A 15,618-nucleotide genomic window follows, 5' to 3' on the forward strand; every position below is an offset into this window, starting at 1 on the left:
GTAAGATGGGGAAAGCATGAGCACCATTTTGATTGTTCTCGCTTCTATGCTGGTCAGCGCATTGATTGCAGGGTGGCTGTACAGGCGACGCATACAGCGCCGTTACCGGCTGCCCTTTTTAAATGCCTTCGCGGGTGCGACAACGCGTAAACTCACGCAAGACGAGCGCGATGCAGTTGAAAACTATCTCGAAACGCTGAACCGTTCTCAGTTAACGCCTGGGCCGACGGGAGCCACGACTGCACCTGTCGCGCTTAAGCTTAACGCGCAAAGTGACACCGTGCTCTGCGTGACGCGCTCCATCACGCGCTACGGCATTACGACTGACGACCCCAACAAGTGGCGCTACTACCTGGATTCGGTTGAGGTGCATCTGCCTCCGTCCTGGGAGCAGTACATTAACGACGAAAACAGCGTTGAGCTAATTCACACCGATTCGCTGCCGCTGGTAATCTCGCTCAACGGCCATACCCTGAATGACTATCTTCACGAAGCCCCGCGCTTTGCGCTGGAACGCGCGAGTTCAACGCAGGCCTCTATTCGTGGTGAAGAGACCGAGCAGATTGAGCTGCTGAATATTCGTCAGGAGACGCATGAAGAGTATGCCCTGAGCCGTCCGGACGGTATTCGTGAAGCCATCCTGATCGTTGCCGCTTTCCTGCTCTTTTTTGTCTGCCTGCTGACGCCGGACGTCTTTGTCCCATGGCTGGCGGGTGGCGCGGTGTTGCTTCTTGCGGCCGGGCTGTGGGGGCTCTTTGCCCCGCCGGCCAAAACCTCGCTGCGGGAGATCCACTGCCTGCGCGGCACGCCAAAGCGCTGGGGCCTGTTCGGTGAGAACGATCAGGAGCATCTCAACAATATCTCACTCGGGATTATCGACCTGATCTACCCGCGCCACTGGCAACCGTGGATTGCGCAGGATTTAGGGCAGAAAACCGATATTGATATCTATCTTGACCGCCACGTTGTGCGACAGGGGCGCTTCCTGTCTCTGCATGATGAAGTGAAAAATTTCCCGCTTCAGCACTGGCTCCGCAGCACGGTCATCGCCGCCGGCGCCGGGCTGGTGTTTATCATGCTGCTGCTTTTCGTGCCGCTGGATATGCCCATCAAATTTACCCTGTCGTGGATCAAAGGCGCGCAGACCATCGAGGCGACCAGCGTCAACCAGCTCGATGAAGCGGGTGTACGGGTGGGCGATACGCTGCGCCTGAAAGGCACCGGAATGTGTAATATCCATACCCCGGGGGCGTGGAACACGCGCCAGAATTCACCGTTCACGCCGTTCGACTGTTCGCAAATTATCTGGAACGACGCCCCGCCGCTGCCGCTGCCGGAATCCGAAGTGGTGAATAAAGCCACGGCGCTGACCCAGACGGTCAACCGCCAGCTGCACCCGAAACCGGACGATGATTCACGCGTCAGCCCCGCGCTGCGTTCCGCCATCCAGAAATCAGGCATGATTCTGCTGGATGATTTTGGCGACATTGTCCTGAAAACCCAGGACTTATGCTCCTCGCAGGATGAGTGCATACGCCTCAAGAACGCGCTGGTTAACCTCGGGAACAGTAAAGACTGGGACTCGCTGGTGAAACGCGCCGAGGCGGGACGACTGGATGGCGTCAACGTGCTGCTGCGTCCGGTCAGCGCGGAATCGCTTGATAACCTGGTCGCCACCTCGACATCGCCTTTTATGATGCGCGAAACCACCCGGGCGGCTCAGGCGCTCAACAGTCCGGCACCGGGCGGCTTTGTGATTGCCAGCGATGAAGGCAGCGACCTGGTCGATCAGCCTTACCCGCAGGTAGCGCTTTATGACTACCCGGCCCAGGAGCAGTGGAGCCAGTTCCAGCGTCTGGCGCAGATGCTGATGCAAACGCCGTTCAGTGCCGAAGGGATTGTCACAAGCATCTACACCGACGCCAACGGCACGCGCCATATCGGCCTGCACCGGATGCCGGACAGCGCAGGATTGTGGCGTTACATTGGCACCTCTCTGCTGATGATCGCCATGCTGATCGCCATTTTCTGGAACGGTTTTATGGCCCTGCGCCGCTACCAGCGCTCCCGCACGCGTCTGGCTGAGATCCAGCAATATTATGAGAATTGCCTCAATCCTAAGCTGATCCCCTCCTCTGAGAGCCTGATCTGATAACGTCGTTGCGCGACAAGATGTGCTACCCTGTCGCGCACGTTTCTTCTGGCTGGAGTTCCCCCCTATGCATCTTGATATCGACTGGCAGCAGGTCGACACCGTTCTGCTGGATATGGACGGCACGCTGCTCGATCTCGCCTTTGATAACTATTTCTGGCAAAAGCTGGTGCCGGAAACCTATGGTGAGCAGCAGGGTATCTCCCCGGCAGAAGCGCAGGCGTTCATTCGTTCGCAATATAGCGCGGTGCAACATACGCTAAACTGGTACTGTCTGGACTACTGGAGCGAGCGCCTCGGTTTGGATATTTGTGCCATGACCACTGCCCAGGGACCACGCGCCGTGCTGCGCGAAGATACGGTTCCCTTCCTGGACGCGCTGAAAGCAAGCGGCAAGCGCCGTATTTTGCTGACTAACGCGCATCCACATAACCTGGCCGTGAAGCTGGAGCATACGGGACTGGCGTCGCACCTTGATTTATTACTTTCCACCCACACATTTGGTTATCCGAAAGAGGATCAGCGGTTGTGGCATGCGGTGAAGGAAGAGACCGGCCTGCAGCCGGAGCGCACGCTGTTCATTGACGACAGCGAGCCTATTCTGGATTCTGCGGCAACATTTGGCATTCGCTACTGTCTGGGTGTCACTAATCCTGACTCTGGCCTGGCTGAAAAAAGCTATCTGCGCCATCCGGGACTGAACGACTACCGCCAGATGATCCCCTCACTGACCGTGAAGGAGACGCCATGAAAGAAAAGCCCTCAGATGGGGTAAGACTGGATAAATGGCTGTGGGCAGCCCGTTTTTATAAAACGCGCGCCCTTGCCCGTGAAATGGTTGACGGCGGTAAAGTGCATTACAACGGCCAGCGCAGCAAGCCGAGCAAGCTGGTTGAGCTGAACGCCACCTTAACGCTGCGCCAGGGCAACGACGAACGTACGGTAGTGATTAAAGCCATTACCGAACAGCGGCGGCCCGCATCGGAAGCCGTACTGCTTTACGAAGAGACGGCTGAAAGCGTTGAAAAGCGCGAGAAGACCGCGCTGGCGCGCAAAATGAATGCGCTGACCATGCCCCACCCGGACCGGCGACCGGATAAAAAAGAGCGCCGCGATCTGATGAAATTTAAACACGGTGAGAGCGAGTAACCCTCACCCGCACGAGAGATGAAAATGGCCCAACACGACCAATTACACCGCTATCTGTTTGAACAATTCGCCGTGCGCGGCGAGCTGGTCACCGTATCCGAAACCTGGAAACAGATTCTGGAAAACCACAACTACCCGCTGCCGGTGAAGACCCTGTTGGGCGAACTGCTGGTTGCCACCAGCCTGCTGACCGCAACGCTGAAGTTTGCAGGTGATATCACCGTGCAGCTGCAGGGTGACGGCCCGATGACGCTGGCGGTGATCAACGGCAATAACCAGCAGCAGATGCGCGGCGTAGCGCGCGTTCAGGGCGACGTTCCTGAAAATGCTGATCTCAAAACGCTGGTGGGCAATGGCTACCTGGTGATCACCATCTCCCCGGAGGAAGGTGAACGCTATCAGGGCGTGGTCGGTCTGGAAGGCGATACCCTGGCAGCCTGCCTGGAAGATTACTTCATGCGCTCCGAACAGCTGCCGACGCGTCTGTTCATCCGTACCGGTGAAGTGGACGGCCAGCCTGCTGCGGGCGGCATGCTGCTGCAGGTTCTGCCAGCGCAGGACGCGCAGACCAATGACTTTGAGCATCTGGCGACGCTGACCGAAACCATCAAGGCGGAAGAGCTGTTCAACCTGTCGGCGACCGACGTGCTGTGGCGTCTGTACCACGAAGAAGAAGTGACCGTGTACGATCCGCAGTCCGTGGAGTTTAAGTGCACCTGCTCGCGCGAGCGCTGCGCTGGCGCACTGAAAACTCTGCCGGATGAAGAGATCGACAGCATCATGGCTGAAGACGGCGAAATTGATATGCACTGTGACTACTGCGGTACGCACTACGTGTTCAATTCAATGGATATCGCTGAAATCCGCAATAACGCCTCTCCGGCAGATCCGCAGGTTCATTAATACGCTACCCCTCACCCTGCCCTCTCCCCCTTGCGGAGAAGGTTAGGGTGAGGAGCAAAAATCCCCCAAAAGCTGAATCGTTTTCCCTGTGTAACTCTTACGTAATTTTCTTACATGTATGCGATTACATTCACATTCTTTCCGATAAAATCACCACCTCTTAACCTTTTCGGAACATTTTCCCCAACCAAAAAGCGATTCCTGCGATAATCCGCCTGCACTGTGACTGGAGTCGCAGCGTTTTCCGTTAGTAAGGGTTTTATCCAGATGCACAAATCTATGAGCCCCGTCGCGGTTAACATCCCCAGAAAAACCCTACAATTTCAGGCAGTACATATTGGCTAAGGAGCAGTGATATGCGTGTTACTGGTTTAACCCCGCAAGATCTCAAGGCTTATGGTATTCACGACGTCCAGGAAGTGGTCTACAACCCCGATTACGATACGCTGTATCAGGAAGAGCTCAATCCAGCACTGGAAGGATACGAGCGCGGTGTGTTGACGAACCTTGGTGCTATCGCCGTCGATACCGGTATCTTTACCGGTCGTTCGCCGAAAGATAAATATATCGTCCGAGACGAAACTACCCGCGATACGCTGTGGTGGGCTGACAAGGGCAAAGGGAAGAACGACAACAAACCGCTCTCCCCGGAAACCTGGCAGCATCTGAAAGGGCTCGTCACCCATCAACTTTCCGGTAAGCGTCTGTTCATTGTCGACGCTTTCTGCGGCGCTAACGCCGACACCCGCCTTTCCGTGCGTTTCATTACCGAAGTGGCCTGGCAGGCGCATTTCGTTAAGAATATGTTTATTCGTCCGACCGACGAAGAGCTGCAGGACTTCACACCTGACTTCATCGTGATGAACGGTGCGAAATGCACTAACCCACAGTGGAAAGAGCAGGGTCTGAACTCCGAAAACTTCATTGCCTTCAACCTGACCGAACGTATTCAGTTGATCGGCGGTACCTGGTATGGCGGCGAAATGAAGAAAGGGATGTTCTCGGTCATGAACTACCTGCTGCCGCTGCGCGGTATTGCCTCTATGCACTGCTCGGCGAACGTCGGCGAGAAAGGCGACGTAGCGGTGTTCTTCGGTCTTTCCGGCACCGGGAAAACCACGCTCTCCACCGATCCAAAACGCCGTCTGATTGGCGATGACGAACACGGCTGGGACGATGACGGGGTGTTTAACTTCGAAGGCGGCTGCTACGCGAAGACCATTCGCTTGTCTGAGGAGGCCGAGCCGGATATCTTCCACGCGATCCGCCGCGACGCGCTGCTGGAAAACGTCACCGTGCGTGCCGACGGCTCTATCGACTTCGACGATGCGTCAAAAACCGAAAACACCCGCGTCTCTTACCCGATCTACCACATCGACAACATCGTGAAGCCGGTGTCAAAAGCGGGCCATGCCACGAAGGTGATTTTCCTGACGGCGGATGCGTTCGGCGTGCTGCCACCGGTTTCCCGCCTGACCGCCAGCCAGACGCAGTACCACTTCCTCTCTGGCTTTACCGCCAAGCTGGCGGGTACCGAGCGTGGCGTCACGGAGCCAACCCCAACCTTCTCCGCCTGCTTCGGTGCAGCCTTCCTGTCGCTTCACCCGACGCAGTACGCTGAGGTGCTGGTGAAACGCATGCAGGCATCCGGCGCGCAGGCCTACCTGGTGAATACCGGCTGGAACGGTACCGGCAAGCGTATCTCCATCAAAGATACCCGCGCCATTATCGACGCCATTCTGGATGGTTCTCTGGATAACGCCGAAACCTTCACGTTGCCGATGTTCGATCTGGCCATTCCGACGGAACTGCCGGGTGTGGACACGCGTATCCTCGACCCGCGCAATACCTACGGATCGCCGGAACAGTGGCGCGAGAAAGCGGAATCGCTGGCGAAGCTGTTTATCGAGAACTTCGAGAAGTATACCGATACCCCGGCGGGCGCTGCGCTGGTGAGCGCGGGTCCGAAGCTGTAGGTAAAAGCAAAAAGGCAACGAAAGTTGCCTTTTTTAATGTTTCCTCCCTCTCCCCGTGGGTGTACAGTCCGGGGACATGGTAGACAGGTGTTCGGGGACATGGTGAACACTTTTTAACATCCTTTACCCATGGTGATCGACTTTTTCTTCAGGTCGATCACCCCCACTTTCGTGCTGTACCACCACACTTCATAGCAGCCGTCATCCTGCGTCTCCCTCAGCCCGACCCGTTCTCCCCTGAACGCCTTGCCTGCGCTCAGACTGACACCCTGTATGCTCAGCTTTCCGCTGACATCCACTTTCCTGACCTTCACCCCTTCATCGTATTCAGGTGGCGTTACGCTGCCGCTGTACTTCCGGGCAGACGGCTGATAACGCGAGGCCGGTACCGCCATATCCAGCGCCTCGTGCGGGCGTTCAAGGTTGTACACCGTGCGCCAGTGATCGAAAGCGCGCTGCAGCTCTCCGCTGTCCGCGAACCATTTTCCCTGCAGCACTTCCGCCTTCAGGCTGCGGTGAAAACGCTCCAGCTTGCCCTGCGTCTGCGGATGATAAGGCCGGGAGTGCCCCACCCGGATACCGTGGCGCATCAGCCACAGCTCCAGCGCCGTCCAGGTGCCGGTGGTGTCGCCCCACGGTGAGCCGTTGTCCATCGTCATCCTGTCCGGCAGGCCGTAGCGTTCAAACGCGCTGACCAGCTGCTGCTGCACGGTCTCGCGCCGTTCATCGGTACAGTGCGCCAGGCACAGGGAAAAACGGGAGTGGTCGTCCAGCAGGGTGAGCGGATGGCAGCGGCCACCGCCAAAGGGAAAGTGGCCCTTAAAATCCATCTGCCAGAGCCGGTTCGGCGCGTCATGTTCGAAGCGTCCCGTAGCCGGAACGCCCGGTGATGCGCCCGGCAGCAGACCGTGACGGGCCATCAGATTATGGACGGTGCTGAAGGCGGGCATACGGTGCCCCTGGTCTTCAAGCCAGCGCTTAATCTTGCGGGCGCCCCAGCGTTGATGACGGTCATGCGCCATGCGCAGCAGGGCCGTGATGTCGTCAGATGAGCGGTTCGGGGAATGATGAGGTGCGCGGGAGCGGTCCTGAAGACCGGAGGCACCTTCCTCAGCCCAGCGCTGAAGCCACTTGTAGCCGGTGGCAGGAGAAATGCCGAACTGACGGCAGAGGAAACGGATGTTCGCCCCGTCCTGCGAGGCGAACAGTACAAACTCGGTACGTAATGACATGGTATCTCTCGCATCCCAGGGCATAAGTGACTCCATAAACGGGTTCTTATGCCTCAGTTGTAAGTGTCTACCATGTCCCCGAACAAGTGTTCACTATGTCCCCGGACCGTACAGTGGGAGAGGGCCGGGGTGAGGGCATCAGACCGCACTATCCCTCTTTCACCTGCCCCCGCGTCACCGGAACCGGCAACCAGGCGCGAATGCTCAACCCGCCTCGCTCGCTGGTACCAATCTCCAGCAACCCATTATGGTTATCCACAATACGCTGCACAATCGCCAGGCCTAAGCCCGTACCGCTGGTGCTGCGCGCGCTATCGCCGCGTACAAATGGCTGGAACAGATGCTTACGCTGCTCGGGCTTAATGCCCGGGCCGTCGTCTTCCACCTGGAACCAGGCGCGGTTGAGTTCAGACCCGCTGCTAACCTTAATCCAGCCGTTACCGTAGCGCGCCGCGTTAACCACCATATTGGCCACCGCACGCTTAATGGAAAGCGGGTGCATACGAACCTGAATTTCACCGTCCTGAAGGTCAGTATCAATTTCACGCTCATAACCACTTTCTGCGGCCACCACTTCGCCCAGCACCGCGTTCAGATCGGCCATTTCCATCGGCATCTCCTGACCGGTGCGCAGGTAGTCGATGAACTGCTCGATGATGGCGTTACACTCTTCGATGTCCTTGTTAATAGACTCGGCGAGATAACCGTCCTCTTCACCCATCATCTCCGTCGCCAGACGAATACGCGTTAGCGGAGTGCGCAGGTCATGACTGACGCCGGCCATCAGCAGCGTACGGTCATCCGCCAGCTGCTTAACGCCTGCCGCCATATGATTAAACGCGCGCGTTACTGAACGCACTTCAGAGGCACCATATTCACGCAGTGGAGGAGGAATAATGCCTTTACCGACCTGCAGCGCCGCGTGCTCCAGGTCGACCAGCGGTCGGTTCTGGATACGGATAAACAGCCACGCGCCGCCTATCGCCAGCAGCATAATGGCAAGGGTGTAGCGGAACAGCGGCGAGAAATCGCCCTGATGGATTTCAGTCAGCGGAACGCGTACCCAGATATTGGGTGACAGCCAGGTTTTCAGCCAGACGACGGGCGAGCTTTTGTTGACCTCGACGCGCACTTCCGTCGGGCCACCCAGCTGCTGCGCCATCTGCTGGCTGAGGAATTCATAGTGCTGCGCCCAGCGCAGGCCAGCATCTTCCGCCGCTTCATTGGAGTAAAGCGAAATGCCCAGTTCACGGTAGATTTCACGGCGAAATGCCGGGGGAACAACCAGCTGCGTGCCGTCCTCCAGCTGCAGCTTATCGGTCATCAGCATACGCACTTCGTAGGCCAGGACCTTATTAAACTGCTGGAGGCTCGGCAGAATCGCAAAGTTCAACACCACCAGGTAGGTCGTCACCAGGCTGACGAACAGCAGGGTGACGATCAGTAAGAGGGTGCGGGCAAACGAGCTTCGCGGCGAGAAGCGCATTCGCCTCATGCTTTAGAGCCGTCCGGAACGAACACGTAGCCCAGACCCCATACGGTCTGAATATAACGAGGATGCGCCGGATCTTCTTCCACCATGCGGCGCAGGCGGGAGATCTGCACGTCGATGGAGCGTTCCATTGCGGAGTATTCGCGACCGCGAGCCAGGTTCATCAGCTTGTCGCGGGAAAGCGGCTCGCGCGGATGGCTGACCAGCGCTTTCAGTACGGCAAACTCGCCGCTGGTGAGCGGCATTGGCTCATCTTCACGGAACATCTCGCGCGTGCCGAGGTTCAGCTTGAACTTGCCGAAGGCAATCACCGCCTCTTCCTGGGACGGCGCGCCCGGCAGTTCATTCGCCTGACGGCGCAGCACGGCACGAATACGCGCCAGCAGCTCGCGCGGGTTAAACGGTTTTGGAATGTAGTCATCAGCGCCGATTTCGAGGCCCACGATACGGTCAACTTCTTCGCCCTTCGCCGTCACCATAATGATCGGCATCGGGTTGCTCTGGCTGCGCAGACGGCGGCAGATAGAAAGCCCGTCTTCACCCGGCAGCATCAGGTCGAGAACCATCAGATGGAAAGATTCGCGGGTCAGCAGACGGTCCATCTGCTCAGCGTTCGCGACGCTACGAACCTGGAAGCCCTGCTCGGTCAGATAACGCTCAAGCAGCGCGCGCAGGCGCATGTCGTCATCCACGACCAGAATTTTGTAGTTTTCTTGCATTGTGTGTACTCCCAAAGGTTCGGATAGTCTTTGTAACAGCGTATTCTAAAAAAGTGCACGTATTCGACCAGTTAATTCTGGTATAAATTCTAGTCGAAATTGTTACAAAGCATATTTAACAGCAGCTTATCTGTTCATTTCATCACATAAATCATTATTAATCTTGTCTGTTACACTGTGCGCTACGTATTGTGCGCAAAGACAGTTAACCGGCATTAAAGGCTGCACCATGAAAACGCCCCTGATCACCCGCGAAGGGTACGAGAAGCTCAAAAAAGAGATGGATTACCTGTGGCGCGAAGAGCGTCCTGAAGTGACCAAAAAGGTGACCTGGGCCGCCAGCCTGGGCGATCGCAGCGAGAACGCGGACTACCAGTACAACAAAAAGCGGCTGCGCGAAATTGACCGCCGGGTACGCTATCTGACGAAGTGTCTTGAGAATCTAAAAATCGTCGATTACTCCCCGCAGCAGGAGGGCAAAGTGTTCTTCGGCGCGTGGGTGGAGATTGAAAACGACGATGGTGACACCCTGCGTTTTCGCATCGTCGGTTACGATGAAATTTTTGGTCGTAAAGATTACATTTCTATCGACTCCCCGATGGCTCGCGCGCTGCTGAAAAAGGAAGTGGGCGATTTAGCCGTCGTGCAGACCCCAGCCGGTGAAGCCAGCTGGTACGTCAATGAGATCGTCTACGTAAAATAGTCCGAGAGCGCCCTCCCCGGCTGGCATTTTGCCGTGTCAGCCCGTATAACTATCCCCTGATTTTTGACCCACAAGATGATAAAGCCATGATGAAAGATTCGCTCTGCCGCATTATTGCGGGTGAACTTCAGGCCAGAGCCGAACAGGTAGAAGCTGCCGTTCGCCTGCTTGATGAAGGGAACACCGTGCCGTTTATTGCACGTTATCGTAAGGAAGTCACAGGCGGTCTGGATGACACGCAGCTGCGTAACCTGGAGACCCGCCTGGGCTATCTGCGCGAGCTGGAAGAACGTCGTCAGGCGATCCTCAAATCCATCGGCGAACAGGGCAAGCTGACCAGCGAGCTGGAAAGCGCCATTAACGGCACCCTGAGCAAAACCGAACTCGAAGATCTCTATCTGCCGTATAAACCGAAGCGCCGTACCCGCGGGCAGATTGCGATTGAGGCGGGGCTTGAGCCGCTGGCAGAGCTGCTGTGGAATGAGCCATCTCACGACCCGGAAACCGAAGCGGCGAAATTCGTCGACGCCGACAAAGGTGTCGCTGACACCAAGGCCGCTCTGGACGGCGCGCGCTACATCCTGATGGAGCGCTTCGCGGAAGACGCCGCCCTGCTGGCCAAAGTGCGTGATTATCTGTGGAAGAACGCCCACATCGTCTCTACCGTCGTCGCGGGCAAAGAGGAAGAAGGCGCGAAGTTCCGCGACTACTTCGATCACCACGAACCGATTTCCACCACCCCTTCCCACCGCGTGCTGGCAATGTTCCGCGGCCGCAACGAAGGCGTGCTGCAGCTCTCCCTGAACGCCGACCCGCAGTTTGACGAGCCGCCGAAAGAGAGCCACTGCGAGCAGATTATCATCGACCATCTCGGCCTGCGCCTGAACAACGCCCCGGCGGACAGCTGGCGTAAAGGCGTGGTGAGCTGGACGTGGCGCATCAAGGTGCTGATGCACCTGGAAACCGAGCTGATGGGCACCGTGCGCGAGCGTGCCGAAGACGAAGCGATCAACGTCTTCGCCCGTAACCTGCACGACCTGCTGATGGCTGCCCCTGCCGGCCTACGCGCGACCATGGGTCTCGATCCGGGTCTGCGTACCGGCGTGAAGGTGGCGGTCGTTGACGGCACCGGCAAGCTGGTCGCCACTGATACCATTTACCCGCACACCGGCCAGGCAGCGAAAGCCGCCGTCGTGGTGGCGGCGCTGTGCGAGAAGTACAACGTGGAGCTGGTTGCCATCGGTAACGGCACCGCATCACGCGAAACCGAGCGTTTCTACCTCGACGTGCAGAAGCAGTTCCCGAAAGTGACGGCACAGAAAGTGATCGTCAGCGAAGCGGGCGCATCGGTCTATTCCGCCTCTGAGCTGGCGGCGCAGGAATTCCCTGACCTGGACGTTTCCCTGCGCGGCGCGGTCTCCATCGCCCGTCGTCTGCAGGATCCGCTGGCGGAGCTGGTGAAGATCGATCCGAAATCCATTGGCGTGGGCCAGTATCAGCACGACGTGAGCCAGACGCAGCTGGCGCGCAAGCTGGACGCGGTTGTGGAAGACTGCGTAAACGCCGTCGGCGTGGACCTGAACACCGCCTCCGTTCCCCTGCTGACCCGCGTGGCGGGCTTAACCCGCATGATGGCACAGAACATCGTCGCCTGGCGCGATGAGAACGGCCAGTTCCAGAACCGTCAGCAGCTGCTTAAAGTGAGCCGTCTGGGGCCGAAAGCGTTTGAGCAGTGCGCGGGCTTCCTGCGCATCAACCACGGCGATAACCCGTTGGATGCCTCTACCGTTCACCCGGAAGCGTATCCAGTGGTGGAACGCATCCTGGCCGCCACCCAGCAGGCGCTGAAGGATCTCATGGGCGACAGCAGCGCTCTGCGTAACCTGAAAGCCGTTGATTTCACCGACGACAAATTTGGTGTACCAACCGTTACCGACATTATCAAAGAGCTGGAAAAACCGGGCCGCGATCCGCGTCCTGAGTTCAAAACGGCGACCTTTGCTGACGGCATCGAGACCATGAACGATCTGCTGCCGGGCATGGTGCTGGAAGGCGCGGTGACCAACGTCACCAACTTCGGCGCGTTTGTGGATATCGGCGTGCACCAGGACGGTCTGGTGCATATCTCTTCCCTTGCCGACAAGTTCGTTGAAGACCCGCACACCGTGGTCAAAGCGGGCGACATCGTGAAGGTGAAAGTGCTGGAGGTGGATCTGCAGCGCAAGCGTATCGCCCTGACCATGCGTCTGGATGAGCAGCCGGGCGACACCAGCGCGCGCCGTGGCGGCAACGGCGGAGGCCGCGAGCAGCAGCGTCCGGCCACGAAAGCCACAAAACCGCGCGGGCGTGACGCGCAACCTGCGGGCAACAGCGCGATGATGGACGCGCTGGCGGCGGCGATGGGTAAGAAACGCTAAGGTAACCCCCCTCACCCTCTCCCCAAAGGGGAGAGGGTGAGGGGAATAAAATCATCTCGAAATATATGAAACCGATTGCACACCCATATTTAAACCGCTATTTATCACTCCATTAACAAATACGCTTTTTATTCCTTCCCGGGTAATTCTGCAAATATTGAGCAAGGTCAATCAGACCGCAAATTAATACGATTAACAACATCCCGTCACATTTTTATTATTGCTGATAAAAACTATTCTCATTATCATCGCAGTGTAGATTATTTAACCTCTCGTGGAATCAGGCATTATGCAATTCACTCCAGACAGTGCATGGAAAATTACCGGTTTTACCCGCGAAATTAGCCCGGCCTATCGACAGAAGCTGCTGTCACTTGGCATGCTGCCCGGCTCATCATTCCAGGTCGTGCGTGTGGCGCCGTTGGGCGATCCTGTTCATATCGAAACCCGGCGCGTAAATCTGGTTCTGCGCAAAAAAGACCTCGCATTAATTGAAGTTGAATCTTTATCCCGTTAACAAGCCAGCGGTTTCGGTGGGTCTAATACAATGAAAAAATTAACTATTGGCTTAATTGGCAATCCTAATTCCGGCAAGACAACCTTATTTAATCAGTTAACCGGCGCGCGCCAGCGCGTGGGAAATTGGGCAGGCGTAACGGTTGAACGTAAAGAAGGCCAGTTCGCGACAACGGACAATCAGGTTACCCTGGTTGACCTTCCCGGAACCTACTCCTTAACCACGATTTCATCCCAGACTTCGCTCGATGAGCAAATTGCCTGCCACTACATTCTAGGCGGCGACGCGGATCTGCTGATCAACGTGGTCGACGCTTCGAACCTCGAGCGAAACCTTTACCTGACGCTACAGCTGCTGGAGCTGGGGATCCCCTGCATCGTGGCGCTCAACATGCTCGACATTGCGGAAAAACAAAAGCTGCGCATCGACGTCGATGCGCTCTCCGCGCGCCTGGGCTGTCCGGTGGTTCCGCTGGTTTCGACCCGCGCTCGCGGTATCGACGCCCTGAAGCTGGCGATTGACCGCCACGCGGGAAACCGCGACGTTGAGCTGGTGCACTACGCCCAGCCGCTGCTGCGCGAAGCCGAACGGCTGGCGCAGGAGATGGACAGCAGCATGCCTGCAAAACAGCGCCTGTGGCTCGGCCTGCAGATGCTGGAAGGGGATATCTACAGCCGCGCCTATGCCGGACATGCGGCGGATAAACTGGACGTGGCCCTCGCCCGTCTCAGCGACGAGCTGGACGATCCGGCGCTGCACATCGCCGATGCGCGTTATCAGGCCATTGCGTCAATTTGCGACGTGGTCAGCAACGCCCTTACCGCAGAGCCCAGCCGCTTTACGGCGGCGGTGGATAAGATTGTGCTCAACCGCTTCCTCGGTTTGCCCATCTTCCTGCTGGTGATGTACGTGATGTTCCTGCTCGCGATTAACATCGGTGGCGCGCTGCAGCCGATTTTTGACGCCGGTTCTGTCGCGGTCTTCGTACACGGTATTCAGTGGGTAGGTTACACCCTGCACTTCCCGGAATGGCTGACCATCTTCCTTGCCCAGGGGATTGGCGGCGGTATCAACACCGTGCTGCCGCTGGTACCGCAGATCGGCATGATGTATCTGTTCCTCTCGTTCCTCGAAGATTCCGGCTACATGGCGCGCGCCGCCTTCGTGATGGACCGCCTGATGCAGGCGCTGGGGCTGCCGGGCAAATCGTTCGTTCCGCTGATCGTCGGCTTCGGCTGTAACGTGCCGTCGGTAATGGGCGCGCGCACCCTGGATGCACCGCGTGAACGACTGATGACCATTATGATGGCGCCGTTTATGTCCTGCGGCGCGCGTCTGGCAATCTTTGCCGTCTTCGCGGCAGCCTTCTTTGGCCAGCAGGGCGCGCTGGCGGTCTTCTCGCTGTACGTGCTGGGCATCGTGATGGCGATCCTGACCGGCTTAATGCTCAAGCACACCATCATGCGCGGTGAAGCGTCACCGTTTGTAATGGAGCTTCCGGTCTATCACGTCCCGCATCTGAAAAGCCTGGCGATCCAGACCTGGCAGCGCCTGAAAGGCTTTGTGCTGCGCGCCGGTAAGGTGATTGTTATTGTCAGTATTTTCCTGAGCGCGCTGAACAGCTTCACCCTCACCGGTCAGGCGGCAGATAACATCAACGACTCTGCCCTCGCCTCCGTCAGCCGCGTCATCACGCCGGTCTTCAAACCGATTGGCGTGCAGGAGGATAACTGGCAGGCGACCGTGGGCCTGTTCACCGGTGCGATGGCGAAAGAGGTGGTCGTCGGGACCCTGAACACGCTCTACACCGCAGAGAACATTCAGGAGCAGGAATTTAACCCGGCGGAGTTCCACCTCGGTGACGAACTGCTGGGGGCCGTAGAGGAGACCTGGCAGAGCCTGAAAGACACCTTCAGCCTGAGCGTGCTGGCTAACCCGATTGAGGCCAGCAAAGGCGATGGCGAAATGGCGACCGGTGCCATGGGCGTGATGGGCGAGAAGTTTGGCAGCGCGTCAGCGGCCTACAGCTATCTCATCTTCGTTCTGCTCTATATTCCGTGCATCTCGGTGATGGGGGCGATTGCCCGTGAGTCCAGCCGCGGCTGGATGGGCTTCTCCATTCTGTGGGGGCTGAATATCGCCTACTCGCTGGCGACGCTGTTTTACCAGACCGTTAACTTCAGCCAGCACCCGCGCTACAGCCTGGTCTGCATCCTGGCGGTCATCCTGTTTAACGTGATTGTGATTGGCCTGCTGCGCCGGGCGCGAAGCCGCGTTGATATCAACCTGCTGGCGACGCGTAAAACCCCGGCCACCTGCTGCAACAGCCCGGCTGGCGACTGTCACTAAGGGAAAAAA

The 15,618-nt window shown here is 57.6% G+C and carries 12 protein-coding genes; 9 read left to right on the forward strand and 3 right to left on the reverse strand.

Features of this window, described 5'->3' with window-relative positions; all coding sequences use genetic code 11:
* Positions 1-16 precede the first annotated feature (16 nt).
* The 5 genes from ACMGGH_RS03640 to pckA all read left to right on the forward strand — a co-directional run bounded on the left by ACMGGH_RS03640 (position 17) and on the right by pckA (position 6,180).
* Positions 17-2,152, forward strand: coding sequence for an intracellular growth attenuator family protein (locus ACMGGH_RS03640; RefSeq protein WP_420299067.1), 2,136 nt, complete (start codon positions 17-19; stop codon positions 2,150-2,152).
* 67 nt (positions 2,153-2,219) lie between these two features.
* Positions 2,220-2,903 (forward strand): GMP/IMP nucleotidase, encoded by a 684-nt coding sequence (gene yrfG, locus ACMGGH_RS03645; RefSeq protein WP_028014668.1) that lies wholly within the window; start codon positions 2,220-2,222, stop codon positions 2,901-2,903.
* Entirely contained in the window at positions 2,900-3,301 is a 402-nt protein-coding gene (gene hslR / locus ACMGGH_RS03650) for a ribosome-associated heat shock protein Hsp15 (protein WP_028014669.1), read from the forward strand. Before yrfG ends, hslR begins: the two co-directional genes overlap by 4 nt.
* Positions 3,302-3,319: 18 nt before the next feature.
* The gene (gene hslO, locus ACMGGH_RS03655; protein ID WP_161495995.1) at positions 3,320-4,204 is read left to right on the forward strand and encodes an Hsp33 family molecular chaperone HslO; all 885 of its coding nucleotides are present in this window, start codon (positions 3,320-3,322) and stop codon (positions 4,202-4,204) included.
* Between the two features lie 356 nt (positions 4,205-4,560).
* Positions 4,561-6,180, forward strand: a complete 1,620-nt coding sequence (gene pckA, locus ACMGGH_RS03660) for a phosphoenolpyruvate carboxykinase (ATP) (protein WP_028014671.1) — start codon at positions 4,561-4,563, stop codon at positions 6,178-6,180.
* Positions 6,181-6,293: 113 nt separating this feature from the next.
* On the opposite strand, the gene ACMGGH_RS03665 is transcribed toward pckA, so the two are convergent.
* From ACMGGH_RS03665 to ompR, 3 genes are all read right to left on the reverse strand, one after another.
* A complete protein-coding gene (locus ACMGGH_RS03665; RefSeq protein ID WP_420299056.1) occupies positions 6,294-7,436 on the reverse strand; it encodes an IS481 family transposase in 1,143 nt (380 codons plus the stop codon).
* Positions 7,437-7,560: 124 nt separating this feature from the next.
* Positions 7,561-8,907 (reverse strand): two-component system sensor histidine kinase EnvZ, encoded by a 1,347-nt coding sequence (envZ, locus tag ACMGGH_RS03670; protein ID WP_028014672.1) that lies wholly within the window; start codon positions 8,905-8,907, stop codon positions 7,561-7,563.
* Positions 8,904-9,623, reverse strand: a complete 720-nt coding sequence (ompR, locus tag ACMGGH_RS03675; RefSeq protein ID WP_001157751.1) for a two-component system response regulator OmpR — start codon at positions 9,621-9,623, stop codon at positions 8,904-8,906. Before ompR ends, envZ begins: the two co-directional genes overlap by 4 nt.
* A 229-nt stretch (positions 9,624-9,852) precedes the next feature.
* Here ompR and greB point away from each other — a divergent pair, with 229 nt between their 5' ends.
* The 4 genes from greB to feoB all read left to right on the forward strand — a co-directional run bounded on the left by greB (position 9,853) and on the right by feoB (position 15,609).
* Positions 9,853-10,326 (forward strand): transcription elongation factor GreB, encoded by a 474-nt coding sequence (greB, locus tag ACMGGH_RS03680; RefSeq protein ID WP_014885539.1) that lies wholly within the window; start codon positions 9,853-9,855, stop codon positions 10,324-10,326.
* 86 nt (positions 10,327-10,412) lie between these two features.
* Positions 10,413-12,743: a Tex family protein gene (locus ACMGGH_RS03685; RefSeq protein WP_232949149.1), complete on the forward strand. Its 2,331-nt coding sequence runs from the start codon at positions 10,413-10,415 to the stop codon at positions 12,741-12,743.
* A 289-nt stretch (positions 12,744-13,032) separates the two neighbouring features.
* Positions 13,033-13,260, forward strand: coding sequence for a ferrous iron transporter A (gene feoA / locus ACMGGH_RS03690; protein WP_006177893.1), 228 nt, complete (start codon positions 13,033-13,035; stop codon positions 13,258-13,260).
* 30 nt (positions 13,261-13,290) lie between these two features.
* Entirely contained in the window at positions 13,291-15,609 is a 2,319-nt protein-coding gene (gene feoB, locus ACMGGH_RS03695) for a Fe(2+) transporter permease subunit FeoB (protein ID WP_232949148.1), read from the forward strand.
* Positions 15,610-15,618 lie beyond the last annotated feature (9 nt).

Source organism: Enterobacter sp. BNK-16 (assembly GCF_048684955.1).
Lineage (GTDB): Bacteria > Pseudomonadota > Gammaproteobacteria > Enterobacterales > Enterobacteriaceae > Enterobacter > Enterobacter bugandensis.